19 protein-coding genes, 1 tRNA gene and 1 rRNA gene are annotated in these 21,237 nt (G+C 38.2%); 1 reads left to right on the plus strand and 20 read right to left on the minus strand.

Annotated elements, in window-relative coordinates:
- A 16S ribosomal RNA gene (locus Q0594_RS04080) occupies window positions 1-551 on the minus strand; the annotation flags it as partial.
- A 410-nt stretch (window positions 552-961) separates the two neighbouring features.
- Here Q0594_RS04080 and Q0594_RS04085 point away from each other — a divergent pair.
- A tRNA-Thr gene (locus tag Q0594_RS04085) sits at window positions 962-1,034 on the plus strand.
- Window positions 1,035-1,117: 83 nt separating this feature from the next.
- On the opposite strand, the gene Q0594_RS04090 is transcribed toward Q0594_RS04085, so the two are convergent.
- From Q0594_RS04090 to Q0594_RS04180, 19 genes are all read right to left on the minus strand, one after another.
- Entirely contained in the window at window positions 1,118-1,999 is an 882-nt protein-coding gene (locus Q0594_RS04090) for a diacylglycerol kinase family protein (RefSeq protein WP_298729867.1), read from the minus strand.
- 173 nt (window positions 2,000-2,172) lie between these two features.
- Window positions 2,173-3,432, minus strand: a complete 1,260-nt coding sequence (gene pepT, locus Q0594_RS04095; RefSeq protein WP_298729869.1) for a peptidase T — start codon at window positions 3,430-3,432, stop codon at window positions 2,173-2,175.
- Complete coding sequence (nusG, locus tag Q0594_RS04100) at window positions 3,419-3,964, minus strand: transcription termination/antitermination protein NusG (RefSeq protein WP_298729873.1); 546 nt, start codon at window positions 3,962-3,964, stop codon at window positions 3,419-3,421. The genes pepT and nusG overlap by 14 nt, the downstream gene beginning before the upstream one ends.
- Window positions 3,965-4,072: 108 nt before the next feature.
- On the minus strand, window positions 4,073-4,243 hold the full coding sequence (gene secE / locus Q0594_RS04105; RefSeq protein ID WP_005606054.1) for a preprotein translocase subunit SecE: 171 nt from the start codon (window positions 4,241-4,243) through the stop codon (window positions 4,073-4,075).
- A 20-nt stretch (window positions 4,244-4,263) separates the two neighbouring features.
- Window positions 4,264-4,416: a 50S ribosomal protein L33 gene (rpmG, locus tag Q0594_RS04110; RefSeq protein ID WP_005606057.1), complete on the minus strand. Its 153-nt coding sequence runs from the start codon at window positions 4,414-4,416 to the stop codon at window positions 4,264-4,266.
- 71 nt (window positions 4,417-4,487) lie between these two features.
- A complete protein-coding gene (locus Q0594_RS04115) occupies window positions 4,488-5,438 on the minus strand; it encodes a 1,4-dihydroxy-2-naphthoate polyprenyltransferase (RefSeq protein WP_298729875.1) in 951 nt (316 codons plus the stop codon).
- Window positions 5,435-6,538: an FAD:protein FMN transferase gene (locus Q0594_RS04120; protein WP_298729877.1), complete on the minus strand. Its 1,104-nt coding sequence runs from the start codon at window positions 6,536-6,538 to the stop codon at window positions 5,435-5,437. Before Q0594_RS04120 ends, Q0594_RS04115 begins: the two co-directional genes overlap by 4 nt.
- Window positions 6,539-6,690: 152 nt before the next feature.
- A complete protein-coding gene (locus tag Q0594_RS04125) occupies window positions 6,691-7,224 on the minus strand; it encodes an FMN-binding protein (protein WP_298729879.1) in 534 nt (177 codons plus the stop codon).
- A 168-nt stretch (window positions 7,225-7,392) separates the two neighbouring features.
- Window positions 7,393-8,370: a polyprenyl synthetase family protein gene (locus Q0594_RS04130; RefSeq protein ID WP_298729880.1), complete on the minus strand. Its 978-nt coding sequence runs from the start codon at window positions 8,368-8,370 to the stop codon at window positions 7,393-7,395.
- A gap of 71 nt (window positions 8,371-8,441) precedes the next feature.
- Complete coding sequence (locus tag Q0594_RS04135) at window positions 8,442-10,370, minus strand: NAD(P)/FAD-dependent oxidoreductase (protein ID WP_298729882.1); 1,929 nt, start codon at window positions 10,368-10,370, stop codon at window positions 8,442-8,444.
- Window positions 10,371-10,464: 94 nt separating this feature from the next.
- Window positions 10,465-10,992 (minus strand): Gx transporter family protein, encoded by a 528-nt coding sequence (locus Q0594_RS04140; protein WP_298729884.1) that lies wholly within the window; start codon window positions 10,990-10,992, stop codon window positions 10,465-10,467.
- A 56-nt stretch (window positions 10,993-11,048) separates the two neighbouring features.
- A complete protein-coding gene (locus Q0594_RS04145; RefSeq protein WP_298729886.1) occupies window positions 11,049-12,353 on the minus strand; it encodes a peptidoglycan bridge formation glycyltransferase FemA/FemB family protein in 1,305 nt (434 codons plus the stop codon).
- A gap of 214 nt (window positions 12,354-12,567) precedes the next feature.
- A complete protein-coding gene (gene glnA, locus Q0594_RS04150; protein WP_298729888.1) occupies window positions 12,568-13,899 on the minus strand; it encodes a type I glutamate--ammonia ligase in 1,332 nt (443 codons plus the stop codon).
- Between the two features lie 10 nt (window positions 13,900-13,909).
- Window positions 13,910-14,275, minus strand: a complete 366-nt coding sequence (locus tag Q0594_RS04155; RefSeq protein WP_298729891.1) for a MerR family transcriptional regulator — start codon at window positions 14,273-14,275, stop codon at window positions 13,910-13,912.
- Window positions 14,276-14,685: 410 nt separating this feature from the next.
- Window positions 14,686-16,233, minus strand: coding sequence for a carbohydrate-binding domain-containing protein (locus Q0594_RS04160; protein ID WP_298729893.1), 1,548 nt, complete (start codon window positions 16,231-16,233; stop codon window positions 14,686-14,688).
- A 108-nt stretch (window positions 16,234-16,341) separates the two neighbouring features.
- The gene (locus Q0594_RS04165; RefSeq protein ID WP_298729895.1) at window positions 16,342-16,791 is read right to left on the minus strand and encodes a hypothetical protein; all 450 of its coding nucleotides are present in this window, start codon (window positions 16,789-16,791) and stop codon (window positions 16,342-16,344) included.
- A gap of 113 nt (window positions 16,792-16,904) precedes the next feature.
- Window positions 16,905-19,433 (minus strand): SEC10/PgrA surface exclusion domain-containing protein, encoded by a 2,529-nt coding sequence (locus Q0594_RS04170; RefSeq protein ID WP_298729897.1) that lies wholly within the window; start codon window positions 19,431-19,433, stop codon window positions 16,905-16,907.
- A gap of 197 nt (window positions 19,434-19,630) precedes the next feature.
- Window positions 19,631-20,635 carry a DUF6287 domain-containing protein gene (locus Q0594_RS04175; RefSeq protein ID WP_298729899.1) on the minus strand — a complete coding sequence of 335 codons (1,005 nt, stop codon included), beginning with the start codon at window positions 20,633-20,635 and terminating at the stop codon, window positions 19,631-19,633.
- A gap of 135 nt (window positions 20,636-20,770) precedes the next feature.
- On the minus strand, window positions 20,771-21,235 hold the full coding sequence (locus tag Q0594_RS04180) for a DUF1307 domain-containing protein (RefSeq protein WP_298729901.1): 465 nt from the start codon (window positions 21,233-21,235) through the stop codon (window positions 20,771-20,773).
- Window positions 21,236-21,237 lie beyond the last annotated feature (2 nt).

Genomic DNA, 21,237 nt, shown 5'->3' on the forward strand with positions numbered 1-21,237 from the left:
CACCTACGTATTACCGCGGCTGCTGGCACGTAGTTAGCCGTGGCTTTCTGGTTAGATACCGTCAAGGCGCTAACAGTTACTCTAGCACTTGTTCTTCTCTAACAACAGAGTTTTACGATCCGAAAACCTTCTTCACTCACGCGGCGTTGCTCCGTCAGACTTGCGTCCATTGCGGAAGATTCCCTACTGCTGCCTCCCGTAGGAGTTTGGGCCGTGTCTCAGTCCCAATGTGGCCGATCACCCTCTCAGGTCGGCTATGCATCACGGCCTTGGTGAGCCGTTACCTCACCAACTAGCTAATGCACCGCGGGTCCATCCATCAGCAGAAGCTTGCGCCTCTTTTCCTCCTTCAACCATGCGGTTAAAGGACCTATGCGGTTTTAGCATCCGTTTCCGAATGTTATCCCCCTCTGATGGGCAGGTTACCCACGTGTTACTCACCCGTTCGCCACTAGATTGACCAGTGCAAGCACCGGTCGCTCTCGTTCGACTTGCATGTATTAGGCACGCCGCCAGCGTTCGTCCTGAGCCAGGATCAAACTCTCATGAAAAATTTGGATTTTCATAAGCTTTGAAAAGCTCATTTTAATTACTGACTTATTGTATCTCTTTAAGAGATAAGAAATTGTTGTTTCTTCATTATAAATAATGAAGTCCCTACACATTTGGTTCGTCTTCTTTGTTCAGTTTTCAAAGGTCAATCGTTGTTTTACAACAACTCCTATATCCTATCATAGGACATTTTTACTGTCAACAGTTTTTATTTAACTTTTTCAGAGTTTTTTGAAACTGTTTTATAAGCGAACGTTCGCTCAACAGTGATATTAATTTATCATAACCAAAGACTGTTTGCAAACGAAATGATTTATTTTTTTATGAAAAATTTCAATTCCTTTTTCGTGGATTATTCGATAAAGTCTTTACTTTCTTTTTGGTGGCTCGTATAATATAAAGTACATCAGCCGAAATAGCTCAGTTGGCAGAGCAACGCACTCGTAACGCGTAGGTCGCAGGTTCGACCCCTGTTTTCGGCATCTACTAAAAAAAGCGTTCAAGAAGTGTTTGAATAAATCTTTTTGAACGCTTTTTATTATTTATTTTTGTTCGAGTATTCACTCTACTCTTTTGGAGTTGAGTAAACTGAAACGTGATTTTTCAAAATTTTAATCTGAACCGGAAGATCGTCTGATTGATCGCCATCAACGTCAGACTCTAGTTTGGAATCCGATGAAATTTTTATATCTTTTGCTTTAATATATTCAATATGCTCATTTTCAACCACATCGCCTTTCAGCAAATTAGGAATGAGTGATAATTTTGAGAAGATAGAAGCATCTTTAAGAATCAATATATTCGCATAGCCATCTTTGTTTTCATCAAACATTTTCTTGTCTGCATAATAGTTGGACAATAGAACAAGGACTTGACTAGCTTCACCATGATAGGTTCCATTCTCAGTTTCAACATGAATTGTAAATACTTCATCTTTTATCACTGATTTCATCGTATTAATTGCATAGGCTAAAACACCATATTTTGTCTTATCTTCAATCTCAACATTGTGAATGGCTTCTGGCAGGGATCCTACACTAAAAATATATCCAAAGTATTGGTTGTTTGCTTTCCCAATATCAATAGCGTTAGTATTGTCGAAATCTAGTTCTTCTATTGCTTGATCAATAACTTGACTGATTTCTAGTAATTTTGTAATTAAATTACCTGTCCCACCTGGGATAATTCCTAGCTTAGGAATATATTCTTTTTCAGCTATTCCTGAAACCACTTCATTAACGGTGCCGTCACCGCCAAACACTACTACAGCTTCAGCTTTTTCTTTAACAGCTTCTTCAGCAAAAATAGTTGCGTCTTTTGCTTTCTCGGTTATTCTAGTTTCAACAACATCAAAATATTCTTTCGCTTTATTTTCGATTTTCTCTTTATAATCTAAAGCTTTTTCTCCACCAGAAGTTGGATTAATAATAATCATTACTTTTTTCATCCTAAACATCTCCCTATTCTGTTGTTCAAAATCATTTTAAACCTACTTTTGAATAGCTTTCCTTACCAATATTCTAAGTATTTGTACCGCATTATAACATATGACTATCTATTTCTTGTCTTTTTTATCTTGCATCCATGATAATCAAGCTCCATAAAAATAAGGCCGAGTAATTACCCGACCTTTTTATTTTGTACTAATTCAATAATCTTTAACACAACGTCGCTAGCTTTTTGCATACTTTCGAGGGTTACGAATTCGTATTGTCCATGAAGGTTCTCAGCTCCAGTAAACAAATTCGGAGTTGGGATTCCTTTATAGGTAATAATACATCCATCTGTTCCTCCACGGAATGGTTGAATGTCTGGCGTGATGCCACATTCTTTATAAGCCTCAAGTGCGACTTCAACTGAAGTCATATCGTCTTTTAGGATTTCATACATATTATAGTACTCATCGTAAATCGTGCATTCGATACGAGGTACATCATATGTTGCATTTTGTGCATCGACGATTGCTTGGAACTGCGCTTTTCTCTCTTCGAATTTCTCCATCGAGTGATCACGGATAATATATTCCAATTCAACCTTACCGATGTCGCCCGATTGTTTCGATAGCATAAAGTACCCTTCGTACCCACTTGTACATTCCGGAACTTCATCTACTGGCATGCGTGTAAATAGTTTTGCCGCTTCCGCCAAAGCATTCACCATGACATCTTTGGCTTGCCCGGGGTGAACACTAGTCCCGTGAATCGTCACCACTGCACGCGCTGCATTAAACGTTTCATATTCTAACTTCCCTACTACTCCACTATCTAAAGTGTAGGCAAATTTTGCAGGCATTCTTTCCGCTTTGAAACGGTGCGCGCCCTTCCCGATTTCTTCGTCAGGCCCAAACGCTAACCAAATATCTCCATGCGGAATCTCTGGATGCGCCATTAAGTACAAGCACGCTTCTAATACCGAAACGAGCCCCGCCTTATCATCGGCTCCCAGCAGTGTTGTTCCGTCTGTGGTAATTAATGTTTCACCGATATAATTTTTTAGGTTTGGAAACTCGCTAACCGTCATCACCAATTTTTTCTCAGCGTTTAGAACCACGTCTTTACCATTATAATTCTCGTGAATTTGTGGATTGATATTTTCAGCGTTGAAATCCGCGGTGTCGACGTGGGCAATAAACCCAATCGCTGGAGCCGCACTTTCTTCTGTTAAGTTACTTGGGAGTAGCGCCACTAAGTAGCTATCCTCTGGATCGAGTTCTACTTTTGTAAAGCCATATCCCACTAATTCATCACGAAGCATTTCTAAAAATTCCCATTGACTCTTTGTCGTAGGGATGCTAGCTGATTTCAAGTCACTACGCGTATTGATTTTCGCATATCGAATAAAACGTTCTAACATTGTAGGATACATGTTAATAAGAGTCATCTTCTTTCACTTGGTGGAACTCTAAGTCTGCAATGGTTTCACGACCGAACATTTCAATCGCTACTTTAATTTTTTGTTTTTCATGGTCAAGTTCTACTACTTTACCGCTCATACCGTTGAAGGCACCTTCAGTGATAATTACGTAGTCTCCAACAGATACATGTAAATCAACTGGAGCATGTACTTTTTCACCGATACGTCCTAAGATTGCTTCTACTTCTTCTGGTAATAATGGAGAAGGTTTTGACCCCGCACCGTGCGAACCAACGAAACCTGTTACTCCAGGAGTGTTACGAACTACGTACCAAGCTTGGTCAGACATCACCATTTCAACTAATACATAACCAGGGAAAGTTTTTTCCACTGTTGTTTTTGTTTTACCATCTTTTACTTCAACTTCCTCTTCTTCAGGAACGATGACACGAAAAATATTTTCTTCCATCCCCATGCTTTGGATACGTGATAAAAGATTTGATTTTACTTTGTTTTCATATCCTGAATAAGTGTGTAATACATACCATTCTTTTTCCATTAATACTCCTCCTTAAAGAATCGACCACATTTTTCCATACAAAAAAACCTTCAAGATGAAGGTTTTTTCAACTGCTTTTAGTATATCACTAATCACTATAAAGTACTATTATTTTAAAAGGAATGTAATGAGTTGATGAATCCCATAGTCCACTACAGCAAAAAAGCCTAATGCTACTACTACTGTAATGATTACTGTAATAGTATATTTGTTTACTTCTTTACCTGTTGGCCATGTTACTTTTTTCATCTCTTTAAAAACATTTGATAAAAAACGCATGCTGGGTCTCCCTTCCCTCTTTATTTTGTTTCACGATGTAGTGTTTGTTTATTACAATATTTGCAGAATTTTTTGATTTCTAAACGCTCAACTCGACGATTTTGACCAAGTGTAATTGTATAATTTCTTGATCCACATACGCTACAAGCTAAAGCTGCTTTTTTCTGTGCCATTCTTTCACTACTTTCTATAAATCCATATCTATTTAATCATAAGGAAACAGCGAAATTTTGTCAAGTCAACACTAGTAGCCTAGAAATATCGCCAAAAGTAGTAGAATAATTTGTAAAGAATGAATCATTACCATATTTTTAATAGCTAAAGCAAATGTTGTTTTCTTATCTTGAACAGCTTTGAACTGCTGAATATGTTTATAAATAGGAATCCCTACTACAAGAACCCCAAGTAGAATCCATGGCGCAATCCCTAATAATACTGCTAGTAATATCGCCCCAAGCGCAACGCCGTAAAGCACTTGATAGACCACTAATGCTTTTTTCTTTCCGATATAGTAAACCAATGTATAACGATGGTTTGTAATATCCGTTTCTAAATCACAGATGTTATTGCTTAACATGATATTGGCAATCGTACAAACAAGTGGCAATGATAATAAAAGCACCTTTAATTGAGCAACAATATCCAGTTGCATCGTTAAAATACTTCCGTCTAACTGCACGCCTGCAAAAATAGTCCCTTCTGGTACATTTAAAAATACAGTTATCCAAAAAATCCCAAATCCCATCGTGAAACCTGATAACACTTCACCAAGAGGCATTCGAGAAATCGGGATTGGTCCAAATGTATAGAATACACCGATAAAGAAACATAGTGCCCCGACCATTAAGAGAAGGATGTTCGTGCGCGCTACAAGAACGACTCCAAAAACTGCTGCTACTGTAAACAGAATTCCAAATACTTCCCACGCTTTTTTCACCGTTATACTACTTGTTCCAATCACATTATGATGATCACGGTAATCAGAATTTTTTGCTTTCACATAGTCCATCAAATTATTCATAACGGTCGTCGCCATATCAAATGACAACATTCCTACAAAGAAGAGGCACATATTAAGAACGTTAATTTCTTTGAATAATATAAAGGAATAGCATAGAGCAGTTAAAAATGGAAAAACGCTAGCCAGCTTCGTTCGCAATTCTACTAATTCAACAAACTCTTTTTTTGACATCATTCTATAGACTCCTTCAACTCAAGCGATGAGTTTGTTAATTTGAAAGTTTCTTTAATCGAATCGGATACGTAGACCTTTTTATCCTTCGTAACAAAAATGACATCCACATCTTTATGGCTATTTGCATATTTCAGACCCTCTTTGACACCTATAGAGAACATCGAAGTCGATAAAGCGTCTCCTTTAGTCGAACGATTTACAATCACCGATACGCCTTCAATATTATTCTCATAAGGATAACCTGTTTTTGGATTTAGAATATGATGATAAACTTGATTGTCCACTTTTAAGTATCGTTCATAGATTCCTGAAGTGACAATCGTTTTATCTTTTTCTAAAATCGTCCCTAAAGTTGTCCCACGAGATTCTACCGGATCTTGAATTCCTACATTCCAAGCAACACCATTTCTTGCAGGGGAACCTCCCATAACAACAATATTTCCACCTAAATCGATAACGGCCGTCGTTACACCTTCTTTAGCAAAATAATCCCAAACCTTATCGGCAATGTATCCTTTTGCAATCCCGCCTAAATCCAACTTCATTCCTTTTTTCTTCAAGAACACCGTTTGTTCAGCATCATTTAGCTCTACTTCCTTATAATCGACAAGAGGAAGGACTGCATCAATTTCTTCTTGGGTAGGTTTTTTTGCATCATCAAATCCGATATGCCAAAGCGCCGTTAATGGTCCCACAGTAATATCAAACGCCCCATTAAATTCCGCACTATATTCCAATCCTAATTTAATGAGCTCATAAACATCTGAACTGACCTTTACAGGCTTTTCACCGGCAGCGATATTTACTTCATCCACTTCAGAGCCAGAAGCGTTCACGGTAATTCTCTTTTCTAAATCTTTAATCATCTCCAAAGCACTCTCGATTAAAGCCTCTGAATTAGGATGATAGACGGACAATGAAACAGCTGTTCCTAGTAAGAAATCTGTCTTTTTCACCGGAGATTTAATGATTTCTCTTGGAGTTTTAATTGATGCCCCCGAAACTGTGTCGGCTTCATTATTCGATTGATTCTGGCAAGCAGCTAAGACAGCTGTCCCCATCACTGCCATTAGCCCCCATGTCATCCACTTTTTTCTCATAACGCTCTCCTTCTTATTCATCCTATGTATTGTATCGCATTTTTCATAAAAACTAAACTTTACGCCAGTAAATCCTCAAAAGATTTCCAATCAATAAACTAAAAACTCCTGCACGAAAAGTACAGGAGTTCAGAGTCTTCACTTGTAATCCATTAGTTTTTTGGTGCTTCTACTTTAATTTCAGTAGTGTCGCCTTTTTTAGCAGCTTCAATTAATTTGTTTGCATATTCCACAAATGAAGTATGTGCGTTTGTTGCTCCTGCTACTACTTCAACATCTTTAGGATTTTGTTTAGAAACAAGACCTTCATTGTACGCTTTAAAGTATTCAGCTGGTCCAGTACCCAGTTTATCTTTCATTGATTTTTCGTATGCAGCATCTGCTGATTTACGTTCACCTTTATCGTTTAAGTTGTCATAATCAGATTTAGTGATTTTTCCACCTTCAACAGTAATCGTAAATTCAACATGCCAACCACGTTTGTCAGCTGCTGATACTAATTTATAAGTACCATCTTTTAAAGCTGCATTTGATTGTTGAGCTGCTTGTGTTGTTGCAGTTTGTGTTGTAGCAGATTGTGTTGTTGTTTTGCTTGAATCTGTTTTGCTGTTTCCGCCACATGCTGCTAAAACAAACACAGATGATAATAATACTGCTGTTGCAGATAAAGATTTTTTGATAGTCATGGTTTTTACCATCCTTCTCTATATTTTATATTTCGTAACATTTATTATAGCATATCACGGGCAAAAGTCTAGTTTTCTCTGGAATTTTGTTCTTCTTTTCACTTGAAAGAATAAAGTGAAAAAGGTGTTTTCTGAAACGAAAACACCTTTCTTGTGAATGAATAGTTATTAATATTCTCGTTGCAATAACCGGCTTGTGATATCATACAACATCGATTTTACATTCTTTTCTGGCAGTCGTTCAATTTGTTGCAAAGCGCGATCCGTATATTTTTTAGCTAATACTTTAGCAGACTCTACTCCACCAGATTTTAATACCAGTTGTTGCACTTTTTTTCTTTCCGCTTCAGAAATAAGCTCCTTTTTTTCTAGAAGCGGGAGCAATTCCTTCTCTTTTTTGGACAAAGCCATAATGAGCGGTAAAGTATACACCCCTTGAGCTACATCCTCTAATACCGGTTTCCCAAATTGATAAGCATCAATTTCATAATCTAAGATATCATCTAAAATTTGGAAAGACATTCCTATCGCATGGCCAATTTGCCTTGCTCGGGCTTCTTCTTTCAAGAGTGAAAATCGTTCTCCCATCATACAACTTAACATAAAAAGTTGCGCTGTTTTCCCTTCAATTCTCTTCAGATAGTCTTGAACCGTCACATCTAAACGATAACGTTCTTCCATTTGAGACAGTTCCCCTTGAATCACTTGCATCATTCCACGTGTGGGAATTTGGATATTCACTAAATCTTTGCTATAGGAAGATAATAGTTGATAACAAACCGTCAATAAATAATCCCCTGCATAAATGGCTACTCGATTCCCAAATTTTGCGCTAATCGTCTCTTGACCTCTTCGAACGCTAGATTCATCTATCACATCGTCATGGAATAATGTTGCCACATGTAATAACTCCAGAGCAGCCGCGACAGCATGAACTTCTTCTTTATTTCTATTATCATTCCACATAGAGAATAGAATCAAATATGCAGGACGAACCATTTTCCCCCCAGAATCAAGGACTGATAAAATTGCATCCTTAATAGTCTTATTCTCTATTTGAATGGAATCTTTCATTAATTTTTTTACTTGTTTTAGTTCTTCGTGAAGTTCTGGATAATTCATCCACATTGGATGTACAGCCGTCATATATTTTCTCCTTCAAATCGACTTTTAAAAAAAGAAGCCGACAAAAATTGTCGACCTCATTATACCATATCCTATTTTACAAGTTGGGTTCCTTGCTTATCGAAGCCATAGATTGCTTTTGATTTACCATACCACCATTTTCCAGCTGTTCTTTGGAACCAAGGAATGAAGTAGTAGTCTAAACCAAACGCGCGACCTGATCCGTTCATTAATGCAATCGCAGCAGGAACAAACCACATATTTACCCAGTAGAACATTCCTGATAAACAGAATGTTGCAACTAAACCGATTGTCACAGCGTTCACGATCCAAGTTAAGAAACCAGCCATAATAGCAAGACCGATTGCTAACTCTACAAATGACATTATTTTTTGCATTAAATGCGCAACTTCAACATTAGGAATCATAATTTGCATGATTGAAGCAAACCAATCTGGCATCTTTTCTAATACCATCGCTGGTTGTTCTCCATACGAATAGTTGAAACCGAACGAAACGACTTGAGTAGCTGTTTGTGCTGCCGCTTCTGTCGCACCACTTGCAGCAGAAACAGCTTCAGTTGCACCACTTGCAGCAGAAGTTGGCTCTAACAACCAAGGAAATGGGAATGCTAAATGAGTTCCATCAATCCAGCTATGTGCTCCCCACAAACCAAAGATTTTCTTCAATCCTTCAATTGTCCACATACCACCGTAGAATAATCGAAGTGGCACTGACCATAATACATTACCGTAACGAGATAGGTGTCCACGGAAGATATTACGACGGTGTTTAATATGGAAGAATTCATGGAATACATATTGAATTGCATAGTATAAAGAGAAAATCTCTAGGAAATATTTAATATTCACTAAATGTTTCATCAACATTGCGAAAAATCCACTTAAGTGCCATTTACCCATTAAGAATGCTACGCCGTAGTGAGATCCAATAGAAACCATGAATCCATCGTATTTCCCTTTGTAAGCAACTTTTGAAGTATTGTTGATAGAAGCAATAATGTTTTTCGCTGCTGTTTTACCAGTTTGTTCAGCCGCTTGCACAATTTGTGGATGTGGGCGGTTTTCTTTATCTGGTTCTTCATAGTACGCTAAGTCTCCAACAGCAAAAATATCTGTTTCTCCATCGATTAACATATTTTCGTTAACCACTAAACGACCTGCACGAGCGGTTTTGAATCCAAACACTTCTGCTTCAGTGTTAGCTTTAACGCCTGCGGTCCAGAATAGTGAGTAAGTTGGAATAACCGTACCGTCTGCTAAGCGAATGCTATTTTGCTTCACTTCAGAAATTCCGTTTCCTTTAATTACTTTGATGCCGCGTTTTACCATAAAGGCTTCTGCTTTATCTGCATCGCTTGCATCTAACATGTTTAGGATAGTTGGAACAGCTTCAATAATATATAAGTCAAAATCTTCTTTATCTAAATTGTATTCATGTGCTAACACTGGAATCCAGTCCATTAATTCGCCGACTAGTTCAACTCCAGTAAATCCAGCACCACAAACGGCAAACGTCAATAACGCTTTACGTTTTTGAGGATCATGTTCTTTAGCTGCTTTTTCAACACAGTTAAGAATATGTTTACGCATTTTAACAGCATCTTCCATTGACCATAGCGTAAATCCATTTTCTTTAACCCCTGGAACGCCGAAGTCATTTGCTTCCCCACCCATTCCAAGCACTAAATAATCATAAGAGAATTCACCATGTTTTGTGCGAACCACTTTGTTTTCTTTATCTAAGTTCGTAACTGTATCTGTTACTAAATTTACATTTTTTGAACGAGCAAAAATCTTTTGTAAGTCGTATTGAATCGCATCTGGTTCAACACGTCCCCCAGCAACCTCATGTAATTCCGTCATATAAGTTAAGTAAGGATGTTTATCAATCAATGTAATCGTAACATCTTTATTCTTTTTCAACTTATGTGACAATGTTTTTGTAGCGGCTACTCCGGCAAACCCGGCACCGATAACTACAATGTTTGTTTTTGTCATTGTAAATCCCCCTTGAGCTTTATCACTTTAGTAGTATAGGCTATTATTGCGCTTTTGTCCATAGGATTGTCTTTTTCTTCACGAAGGAACCCTTCTATTTTTTAGAAAAATATTGAAGAATTTTAATATGAGCCAACGCATAGTTTGCGACTACCCCAATGGCTATTCCTGCAAAGATTCCAACGATTGACATAGCGGGTAAATATAAGAGCACCGTCCACGATTTAGCCATCCAGCTCGCTACCATCAACTGCCCTACATTGTGCAAAATTCCACCAGTAGCACTCACTCCAATCATACTGACCCGCTTTTCACCGAGTTGTTTTACAAGATACATTCCGATAAAGCTAACAAGGGCCCCCATTCCACTATATAGAAAAGTAGAAAAAGTCCCTCCAAGAACAGTTGTTAGCAACGTTTTCATCACAATAACAAAGATGACTTCTTTAAACGATAAAGTATATAAACTAATTAAAGTCACTATATTAGCCAACCCCAACTTAGCCCCTGGTGCAAATGCAAAAGGAAACGGGATGGCTTGTTCCAGCAACCCTAAGACAATTCCTTGAGCGGTTAATAATGCGATAAAAACAAGCTTTCTTAAATTACTACTTTTCTGCATTCCGTTCTCCTTTCATTTTTTTAAAAAAGGCCGGAAAATTTCTTCCAGCCTTTTTACTATTTTTTACGTCTTACTAATAATTTATTCTTTAAGTTGACTGCTTTAGGTGCCCAAGTATGGAACACTTCAAACCAGAACCTTGAAATCGGCATATCGAATTCACCGATATATTCGACTAACTCAGGATCAAATGATTGCTTAAACCCGTTAATACCCCCATGATGTTCTTGGTCTTCCGAAACTCCAAAGAAGTCGAATGAACGAATGCCTTTTTCATCATAGAGAGTTTGCATAATCCATGATACAAGTGCTTTGTTCGCATTCAATCCACCATCGTCAGTAATATTAGCCCCGTATAAGTAGTACGCTTTATCTAGGTACGTCACTACAAAAGCTCCACTAACCACTTTCCCTTCCGGATACTCTTCTAAGTCGCCTTTCACACGTTCAATTTCTTTTTCATATTTTTCAATATTCACTTTTAGAGAGTCGATTTGTTTTTGAACAGTTTCAATTCGCTTAGGATTATTGAGCGTTCCCAATTGTCCTGTTAACTTATCGAACTCTTTTTGCGCTGTTTCTAAGCGGTTTGTCGCAAACGCTAATTGAACATTATAGTCCACTTTCGCAAAGTATAAATCCACCATACCTTTAGGGTGAAGGTGTTGGTACATTGTTGTTAAATACTCGATACTACGCGCCACATATTGATCACGTTCAGCCGTGATTTTATTCAACTCATCATAGATTGGCATATCTTCAAGAGTTCCCTTGTAGCAAACAACCCCTTGTTTTTTGGCTACATTCACTTTATAACGCTCTTTCTTATTGAACGTTTCAACGATACCTTTCCCTTCATCTTTCAATGATAAAATCATTGTTAAACGCGGTTGAATGCCATCAAAACCTAAATCCATTGGGCGTTCGACAAAACCAGACGCTAAAATGTTATTGCGAAACTCTTCATTGTTGAATCCACCTTCGACCATTTCGAACTTGTTGGTCCATTCACGCCATTGTAATTCTGGGTCAATTTTTAATCCAAATGCATTTTTAGCTTTTAAATACACTTTTAAAGTCGCAAACACCGATTTTAATTGTTCTGCATTTGCATAATCCGTTACAATCCCACGAGGCGCGTACGCTAAATACTTGTTCACTCCTGGTAATTTACGATAAAGAATCATCGCAGCCGCAACCGGTTCATGAACATCTGACATGATCAGCAATACATCTTTTGTCCATGAGCCATCTGCCTTCACTTCGCCCCATTCAGGCGTTTGAAAAACCGTTCTGTTGGCCTGTGTTTCCATAAAAGAATGATACTCTTCTAACGCATTCGACATCTCTTTTATATACATGTGTGCACTCTCTTTCTTTTCATGTTTCCTTATCAGTATTACACTTTCAGAAAAATATGTCAAAACTTTACGTATCAATGGAAATGGATGTTTGGTAACGGCATCTGTATCAAAAACCGAAATGTAACATATAAGTTACGTAACTTATATGTTACATTTTGCCTTTTACACAAAAAAGAGCGTATCGCTAAGATACGCCTTTGGATTTAATCTTTTAGAATAGTTTTAAGTATTGGTCTAATTCCCATTGAGTTACTTGACTACGGTAAGCAGCCCATTCAAAACGTTTGGCTTCGATGAAGTTATCTAAGATATGGCTTCCTAACGCAGATTTTACTGTTTCGTCTGCTTTTAAGTAGTCTACAGCTTCTTGTAATGTTCCTGGTAAATCATCAATGCCTGCTTCCTTGCGTTCACGAGAGGTCATTGAATAGATGTTACGATCCACTGGAGCAGGAACTTCTAACTTTTCCTTAACCCCTTCAAGCCCAGCCGTTAAAATGGCTGCCATCGCTAAGTATGGGTTTGCTGCTGGGTCCACACTACGTAATTCAATACGAGTTGAAATTCCACGAGATTCTGGGATACGAATCAGTGGTGAACGGTTACGAGCTGACCATGCGATATATACAGGTGCTTCGTAGCCTGGAACTAAACGTTTGTACGAGTTTACTGTAGGGTTACATACCGCTGTTAGTGCTTTGGCATGTTTCATTACCCCAGCGATAAAGTGACGGCAAGTGTCGCTTAAACGTTGGTCGCCATTTTCGTCGAAGAACGCATTATTTCCGTCTTTATCAAATAAAGATAAGTTGAAGTGCATTCCGCTACCCGCAATTCCAAATACTGGTTTTGGCATAAATGTTGCATGTAATCCATGTTTACGCGCAATTGTTTTCACGACCAATTTGAATGTTTGGATGTTATCACAAGCCGCAACCGCATCTGAGTATTTCCAGTCGATTTCGTGTTGCCCTGGCGCTACCTCGTGGTGACTCGCTTCAATATCGAAACCAATCTTTTCTAATTCAAGAACGATTTCGCGACGGCATTCTTCCCCAAGGTCGATTGGAGCTAAGTCGAAGTAACTTCCTTGGTCGTTTCCTTCAAGCGTTGGTTCACCGTTTTCGTCCAATTTGAATAAGAAGAACTCTGGCTCTGGTCCTAAGTTGAAGTTTGAGAAACCTAATTCCTTCATTTCATTTAACACACGTTTTAAGTTTGAACGAGGGTCCCCCGCAAATGGTGTTCCGTCTGGTTTGTATACATCACAGATTAAGCGTGCAATTGTACCATGTTTACTGCTCCATGGGAATACCACCCAAGTTGAAAGGTCTGGATATAGGTACATATCACTTTCTTCGATACGAACAAATCCTTCAATAGATGAACCATCAAACATCATTTTATTGGCCAATACTTTATCTAATTGTGTAATTGGCACTTCCACATTTTTAATCGTTCCTAGGATATCTGTAAAAATTAAACGTAAGTAACGAACATCTTTCTCTTCTACCTGTCTTCTAATCTCTTCATGTGTAATCATTGGCTTCCTCCTATAAGTTCCATTTTTCCCCGCCAGAGTAGCGGCTAATATGCATAATCTCGTCGTAGAAAATTCTGCGGACATCCTCGTCCGTCAGTGCATCTTTAATGTTTTCTGCTATAACAGGATTATTGTTTTTATTAAAAATCTTCTGAATAGCCATAATGGTTAATCCATCGGCTAAATAGTCTTTAATTTCTAATAAGCGATCGACATCATTCAAAGAATACATACGACGGTTCGTCTCAGAACGTTCTGGGATGACTAAGCGCTGTTCTTCATAGTATCGAATTTGTCGTGCAGACAAATCGGTCAGTTTCATCACTGTTCCGATTGGAAAGACGGCTAGTGAACGTCGTAATTCCTTTTCACCCATCTGTCTTCCTCCTTTATGTAAGTATATTCTAAAAAACATTTTTAGTAATTGTCAAAATCAGCCTTACCTATTATGTTAGATAATATAACATGAAGAATGGGGTATTGTCTCAGTTAAGCTTTCGGTAGCTGAGATAATACCCCGTTTTAAGTCAGATGTGCTGTTAGTTTTTATCCATAAATCTTTACAGAACACGCACCCTCCTTTGTTTATTTTCCATGATTTTCTTACTCTATTTTATTCTTTGGTGGACTTACCTCATTTGTTCATACACCTGTTCAATACTTCTTTCGTCTTCATGATTTTGTCGATCCAGCTCTCTTCTTTGAAAATTGGTTTTACCATTATTCGTAACCTTCATATTTTGGTGAACTCACCCCTTTCACGATTCCTAGAAATTCTCATCTACCTTATCTGCCTCCTGGTCTACCTCCTTGGCCTGGTTGTCTACCACCAGGTCCACCTTGCCCAGGCCCTCCACTGATATTGGCTGCTTGTTTAGAAGCTGTTGCTGTTGTTGAGTTTGAACCAACTTTTATCGTATATTTTTCGCCCTCTTTAATCTCAGGACTACTAATCAATACAGTTGAGAATGACTTAGAAGCTTTTAGACTCGCGACTGTTTTATCAGAAGAATCGACCACTTCAACGGTTGCCCCAGCCGTTCCTTGAACACTTGCCATCAGGAAAGCTTGACTAGAGTCGCTACCAAATCCCATTGTCATTTCTCCATTATCAACAAAGAGTACTGTACCACCGTTTAATTTTGCATTGTCGTCATAGTCAAGAGCTGCATTCGCGCCGCTTGTTGGACCATTGACGACGACTGTTCCGCCGTTAATTTCAATGAATCCGTTGGCATCCAGTCCGTCCCCTTCAGCATCCACGGTTAATGTTCCGCCATCGATCACAATTTTCACGTCACCGGCTTGATCTAAGTTTTTCGCATTTGCGGCTTCAGATTTTACTTTCTTCGTTTGTTGACCTGGAACTTGCTCGTCAGAGGATTCTAACGTCCAGTCTTTTGCATTCAAGCCATCATCAGAAGATTTTACGGTAATCGTACCGCCTACTTGATGAATCAATCGTGCCTCAAGACCTTCTTCACTCTTTTGAACGTCAATCGCCGCGCCTTCATCAATCAGCAGTGTATTCGAAGCGTTGATACCATCATCTCCAGCATTGACGGTAATATTCGTATTGGTTAAGTATACATTCCCTAGCAATACATCATCCTCATTGTCTGAGTGAACACCGTCTTCATCGGCTGATAAGTTCAATGTCGCACCCGTTACGTTCACGAAGTCATTGGCTGCAATCCCGTGTTTTTTGGCTGTTGTAGTGATGGTTGCATCCACAATGCGAATGCTGTCTTTTGATTTAACCGCGTTACTTGCTGCGCCTGTGACGGTTAAGGAACCTTTCCCGTTAATCGTCAAATCGCTATCGGAGTAGATGGCTCCTTTCACCGTTGATGTTGATTCGTCAGACACTTCATTTTTTGTTCCATCGGCTACTGTTAAAATCACTTTTTTAGCCGAGTCGGCGAGTAATGGAGCTTCCGTGTTCTTTAAAGTGGCATTCTTGAAGACAATTTGTACTTCATCTTCCTTGCCTGCTGCCACTTTCAATTGAACTTTTGAAGCCGTCCCTTCGACGATATACGTTCCTGCTTTTGTAATTTCTACCGTGCTTCCATTCACTGTTACCCCTTCACCTGAAGCTGTAGCCGTTGTTCCTTGAAGTGATATTTTCGAAGCCTTACTTTCGTCGTAAGTTACTGTTAAGTCGGATGCTTCAAAATAAGTAGCATCTTGAGTATTTGAAGTTGTAGCTGTCTTAGTAGTGGTTTGTGTTTGTGCTTCGGCTTGGCTTAATACGCTTTGTGATCCACATGCTGCCAACCCAAGAGAGATAAATAACGTTGTTGTTAATAGCCATTGTTGTTTCTTTTCCATCTCGTTTCCCTCAATTCCTTTTCTTGATGGTTTTAGTATACGAGGCTAACTTAAAATGAACTTAAAACAAAAAATGACTCATGGAAATTTTATCCATGAGTCTTTTCATTATTTCTTTCTTTGAACAAACTTACGAGCGATGATAAGCCGACTCGTTTTTCCATACGTTGCATTATCCTTGTCACCATCTAGAAAATACTCAGCTAGATTTCTGATTGCTGGAACAAAGCTCTTTTTCATATCCGAATACTTCAATACCTTTAAATCAATTTCTAACGAAGTATCCACAATTAAATATTTTTCACTAGCAGTTGTCTTTATCCCATCTAGTAATTCTAGCTCTTTGAAAAATTGTTTAACCTTCTCAGCCTCTTCTTCATCGGGCACTTCCGTTCTATTCTCAATCTTAAACTTCGTAATCACATCTGTCTTTTTATCGTAAGTATAAGTGATTTTTGTGAAATTTGCTGATTCATATTGAACCGTTACTTCTGAACTACATCCTAGAAGGATGAACGCTATAACAAAATTTAAAATGAGTTGAATAATTTTTTTCATACATTTCCCCTAACCTTTTTTTATTTCATTATATGTAGCGAAAAAAGACTGTCAACGTGAATAAGAAAAACGTCCCAAATAAAATGTATTATTTGGAACGTTCATTATTTCAATTATTCTTGTTCGTCTTTACGCTTTGTTGCTACGAGTCCTAATGAAGCTAGAATACTCATTGCTGCCGTACTAAAAATAGCAAATTCACTACCTGTACCAGTATTTGGTAATTGTTCTTCATTCGTTACTGTGCCTCGGCCTTCATTATGAACAACTTGTCCTAACGTTGCATTAGTATTTCCTGCTGCTACCACATTAGAAACTGCTGGAACTTCTTCTGAAATCATTAATTCAGGAAGCTCAAACACAAGGTCTTCACCATAATTAACGCCAACCACAAATTCTGGCAACTCAACTTGGATTAATGGTTCTACCATACGTTCAGCAGTATAGATAGCTAATAAACGATTATATTCTTTTTCAGCGTCTGCTAAAGCCGTTTCTGCTGCTGTTTTCGCAGCTGTTTTAGCAGTTACATCATTTTCTAACGCTTTTAAGTCGTCAACATGTTTTTGGACTTCAGCTTTCTTAGTTGCTAAATCTGCTTCTAATTTAGTTTTATTTGCTAATAATTTTTTTGCGTTTTCTACTACTTTTTTCGCTTCTTTTTCTGCTTGAACAGCATTCTCTAATTCTTTCTCACGAGTTGCTGTTGTTTGTTTAGCTGCTTCAAGCGCAGTTGTAGCTGTTGCTAAATCTTGCTCTTTAGCTGTTACATTCGAATCAGCTGTAGCTTTGTCTGCTCTTGCTTGATTTAAAGCTGCTAGTTTTGTTGCATTATCAGCTGTAACATCTTGAAGACGTTTGTTCGCTACTGCTTGAGTAGCTTTCGCATCCTCTAACGCTTTTGCTGCCTTATCAGCTGCTACTTGTTTTGCTGGTGTAGTTGAAACTTCAGCATTTAAGCGTGCTAATTCAGCTTTTGCATCAGCTACAGCTTTATCAGCAGCCACTTTATCAGCTTTTGCTTGGTCTAACTTCGCTTGAGCTGTTGTACGGTCAGTTTCTGGTAATGCGCGGTTTGTAGTAGCTTCGTCTGTGATTTGTTTTTGCCCGAAGCTATTTGCATTCAACACGTGCAATTGTAGGATTGTATTTCCATATTTGTCTGACCCTTTTGCAAATGCCACACCTTGGATACTGTCACGTGATAGTGCTGTGAAGTGACCTCCAGCACCCTCCATCATGAATGAAACAGCAGACTGTGCAGCGTACTTCATAAGTTCTAATCGTGACAATTGTAATTTGCCGTCTTGAAGTTTGAATCGACCATCCCAGTACGTTGCTAAGTTTTCATATGGTTGGCTGCTTGTTTCAGTGGTTAATGCTTTTTCGTTATATCTGTATCCCAACGCTTTAGCCGCTTCAGCAATACTCTTACCTGAGTGGTTGATGAATGTGATATTGTTCGCAACGTAACGTTTTGCAACTTCTTTAGCAAATTCAATGTTCTTGGTGTTGATTTTCGCATCTCCCAAGCCTATTGCGCGACGAATTTCGTTCAACGTTGTAATGAATTGGTCATTCACGTCGTTCAACACGTCTTGTGGTAAGTTGTTGACGTCGAACACTTCTGAAGTTCTTTCGTACGGCATTGCGTCAATTTTGGCAATCGCTGTACGTCTAGCCACTTCAGCACTCCTGTTTAATGCAGCAGCGGCCGTGTCTACTTTCGCATCATGCGTTTCTTTAGCTTTCTTATATTCGGCAGTTCCGCGTTGTAAACCGCTTCTCCAGTTTTCATCTTCTGCATCTAAATATGCTTTTGCATCACTAGCCCACTTAGTGTCAACTGTGATGTTTGTAATTGTTGGGATAGCGTCTAACGCTTTCTCAGCTGATTTTACTGCTTCACCAGCAGTTTTTGCTGTTGTTTCTTTCGCTGGGATTTCTGAAGCGATTTGTGTTTTCTTAGCTTCACGTTCAGCGTCAGCTTTCTTAGAAGCCTCTAATTCTTTTTCAGCAACATTCTTAGTAACGATTGCATCGTTTACTTTTTGGTCAGCTGCATCTTTAGCATCTTGTGCGTCTTTAACAGCTGTTCCGCTGATTGCATCTTCAGCTTCTTTGACTTTGTTTTCAGCGTCTTTTTGTTCAGCTTTTGCTAACTCCAAAGATTGAGCTTTCTTGTCAGCGTCTGCTTGTTTTGCTGTTTGGTCAGCTTTTGCAGTTTCAACGGCTTGAGCTTTTGTATCTTTTTCCGCTGTCTTTTCTGTAGTTGTTTGTTCTAATTCGGCAACCTTTTCAGGTGTTACGTCTTTAGCGGCTTCAACTTTTTCAGCTAATGCTTTTTCTTCTGCTTGAGCTGCAGCTTTTTCTTCCGCTTTTGCATCACGTTTGGCCTCAGCTTCTGTTAATGCATTTTCTTTCGCTTGTTTATCAGCTTTAGCATCCGACACTTTATCTTGCGCATCCAAGACTTGTTCATCAGAAACTGTCGTTATCTTTGTTTCCGTTGTTGCCTCCGCAACTGGTTCACTTGGCGCAACAGGTGTTGTAACTTCTTCAGCATTCACGTTACTACCTACTGTTGCGATTGCAGCAATTGTAGCGGTTGTGAAAGCTAGTTTTTTTCCACGATTACTCATTACTTCACATACCTTCCCAATAGAATATTCACATTCTTAATAAAGAATTCACCTAAATCTAACATAAAAGAAAAAAAGAAACAAGTTATTTTTTATTCATATTCGAGGCAAAAATTATATAAAAAAAAGCCTTTGATTTTATTCAAAGGCTTTGCTGCTTATACTTAATTCAATTTATTGTGTTTTTCATCTCGCAATTATTCACTGACTTTATAGAAGAAGCAATCCGTCTCTCCTTGGTACGCCTGCCCTACCATAATACGGTCTTTTGAGGAGTCCGATGGATCTTGAATCCCATTAAATATGAATGGCGAGTTAGCTTGAATAAAAATCATATTAAATCCACCAGCCATCGCTGATTTTACTTTGGCGCCAACCATTACAAAACCATTTACTTCTCTTGCATTGCCAACAATTTCATAATCTCCAACAAGACCATTTGCATCAAAAGTATACGTTTGGCCTTTGTTATTTTTCCATGTACCGGCTAAGCTTGAATAATCTCCGTTCTTAATAGCTTCAATATCAATACCTTTCTTTTCTGCTACAGGCGCATTGTTTCCTTTTACAGATTTAAATCCAACTGTTGATAAATCTAATGCTTCGCCTAATTTTTGGAATTCTTCTGCTGACAAATCACTTTTATTTTTTTCTAATCGGAGCCCTGATTTATCAATTTGGAACTGTCCTAATGTAGAATTACGTGCTCCACCTGAGGCATGAAATGCAAAAGTACCATCTTTAAGCGGAACAATAGATGTACGTTCTCCAATAGCGTCTAAACCATTTTCTTTCGTCGTCATTCTAACTAATTGATCTTTATTAAGCGTATATAAATTAATCAAACTCCATTTATTGTCTTTAGTGCGGAACGCAATCAGTAATTCATCGATTCCATTTTTATCCAAATCCACCTGTGCATATTCAATCCCAGTAAAAGTTCCACCCGGTCTTGCAAGAGATGCCATATAGTTAATGTCTTCACTACCTGTTGAGCTTCCAGGTTGCACTTTTGCGTACTTTTGAATCACTGCATCATAAAGTGTGTAATCTGGTTTTACTTCTTCTGTAGTCGAAACAGCTGTTGTCGTTGTTGTTGTTTCTTCTACTGTTGTAGTCTCTTCTGTCTTTTGTTGCGACTGACATGCAGCAAGTAATATCGTTGCTAGTGCAATTGTTGATAGTAATTTCCCTTTTTTCATAATGCCTTCAATGATTGAGAATATTTTATGAAGGAATTGTATACTAAAAATAACTTCTCGTTTACTTTTTATATAACCGAATTTTCAAAGTCTCAAAAAAAGACTTGAACAAATCACTGTTCAAGTCTTTTCGTTTTATTTTTTCGTTTGTTCTTTGAATCCTTGTTTTATTGGAGCTTCTTTACTCTTAGAGAACAATGCGTTTTCTCCATCTCCTGATAAGTAACCGTTTCGAATAAGGCCACTAATGAATACATTGTCGCTATTCTTTAGTGTTGAAAACTTATTCTTCGTTAAGTCGATTTCAACTGACGAGATGAGTTTGCCATCTTTTTCTGTAATAGAAGTCACAACTCCATCGATTCCTTTAAGCGTTGCAAAGAGTTCTTCATTCTCCTTACGAACCTCACTAATGGCATCTGATTCGGTCGTTTCAATTTTAAGTTTTGTCACGGTATCATTCTTTTTATCATACGTATAAGTGATAAAAAATTCCGCATTTTTTGAATTTTGAGTGAAAGTCGCAGTCTCTTGTGAGCTACAACCTACTAATAGAAATAGGAAGCTAATCCCTAAAATAATTTGAAAGAATTTTTTCATTG

This window comes from uncultured Granulicatella sp., assembly GCF_938030755.1.
Lineage (GTDB): Bacteria > Bacillota > Bacilli > Lactobacillales > Aerococcaceae > Granulicatella.

What these genes read in the sequence shown, in the direction of transcription:
- Q0594_RS04180 (WP_298729901.1), bottom strand. Translation starts at nt 21,235, where the DNA reads ATGAAAAAATTCTTTCAAATTATTTTAGGGATTAGCTTCCTATTTCTA.
- pepT (WP_298729869.1), bottom strand. Translation starts at nt 3,432, where the DNA reads ATGACTCTTATTAACATGTATCCTACAATGTTAGAACGTTTTATTCGA.
- Q0594_RS04155 (WP_298729891.1), bottom strand. Translation starts at nt 14,275, where the DNA reads ATGGGTGAAAAGGAATTACGACGTTCACTAGCCGTCTTTCCAATCGGA.
- secE (WP_005606054.1), bottom strand. Translation starts at nt 4,243, where the DNA reads ATGCGTTTTTTATCAAATGTTTTTAAAGAGATGAAAAAAGTAACATGG.
- Q0594_RS04130 (WP_298729880.1), bottom strand. Translation starts at nt 8,370, where the DNA reads ATGACGGCTGTACATCCAATGTGGATGAATTATCCAGAACTTCACGAA.
- Q0594_RS04170 (WP_298729897.1), bottom strand. Translation starts at nt 19,433, where the DNA reads ATGAGTAATCGTGGAAAAAAACTAGCTTTCACAACCGCTACAATTGCT.
- Q0594_RS04160 (WP_298729893.1), bottom strand. Translation starts at nt 16,233, where the DNA reads ATGGAAAAGAAACAACAATGGCTATTAACAACAACGTTATTTATCTCT.
- Q0594_RS04125 (WP_298729879.1), bottom strand. Translation starts at nt 7,224, where the DNA reads ATGACTATCAAAAAATCTTTATCTGCAACAGCAGTATTATTATCATCT.
- Q0594_RS04140 (WP_298729884.1), bottom strand. Translation starts at nt 10,992, where the DNA reads ATGCAGAAAAGTAGTAATTTAAGAAAGCTTGTTTTTATCGCATTATTA.
- Q0594_RS04175 (WP_298729899.1), bottom strand. Translation starts at nt 20,635, where the DNA reads ATGAAAAAAGGGAAATTACTATCAACAATTGCACTAGCAACGATATTA.
- glnA (WP_298729888.1), bottom strand. Translation starts at nt 13,899, where the DNA reads ATGATTACACATGAAGAGATTAGAAGACAGGTAGAAGAGAAAGATGTT.
- Q0594_RS04120 (WP_298729877.1), bottom strand. Translation starts at nt 6,538, where the DNA reads ATGAGAAAAAAGTGGATGACATGGGGGCTAATGGCAGTGATGGGGACA.
- rpmG (WP_005606057.1), bottom strand. Translation starts at nt 4,416, where the DNA reads ATGGCACAGAAAAAAGCAGCTTTAGCTTGTAGCGTATGTGGATCAAGA.
- Q0594_RS04115 (WP_298729875.1), bottom strand. Translation starts at nt 5,438, where the DNA reads ATGATGTCAAAAAAAGAGTTTGTTGAATTAGTAGAATTGCGAACGAAG.
- nusG (WP_298729873.1), bottom strand. Translation starts at nt 3,964, where the DNA reads ATGGAAAAAGAATGGTATGTATTACACACTTATTCAGGATATGAAAAC.
- Q0594_RS04090 (WP_298729867.1), bottom strand. Translation starts at nt 1,999, where the DNA reads ATGAAAAAAGTAATGATTATTATTAATCCAACTTCTGGTGGAGAAAAA.
- Q0594_RS04165 (WP_298729895.1), bottom strand. Translation starts at nt 16,791, where the DNA reads ATGAAAAAAATTATTCAACTCATTTTAAATTTTGTTATAGCGTTCATC.
- Q0594_RS04135 (WP_298729882.1), bottom strand. Translation starts at nt 10,370, where the DNA reads ATGACAAAAACAAACATTGTAGTTATCGGTGCCGGGTTTGCCGGAGTA.
- Q0594_RS04145 (WP_298729886.1), bottom strand. Translation starts at nt 12,353, where the DNA reads ATGTATATAAAAGAGATGTCGAATGCGTTAGAAGAGTATCATTCTTTT.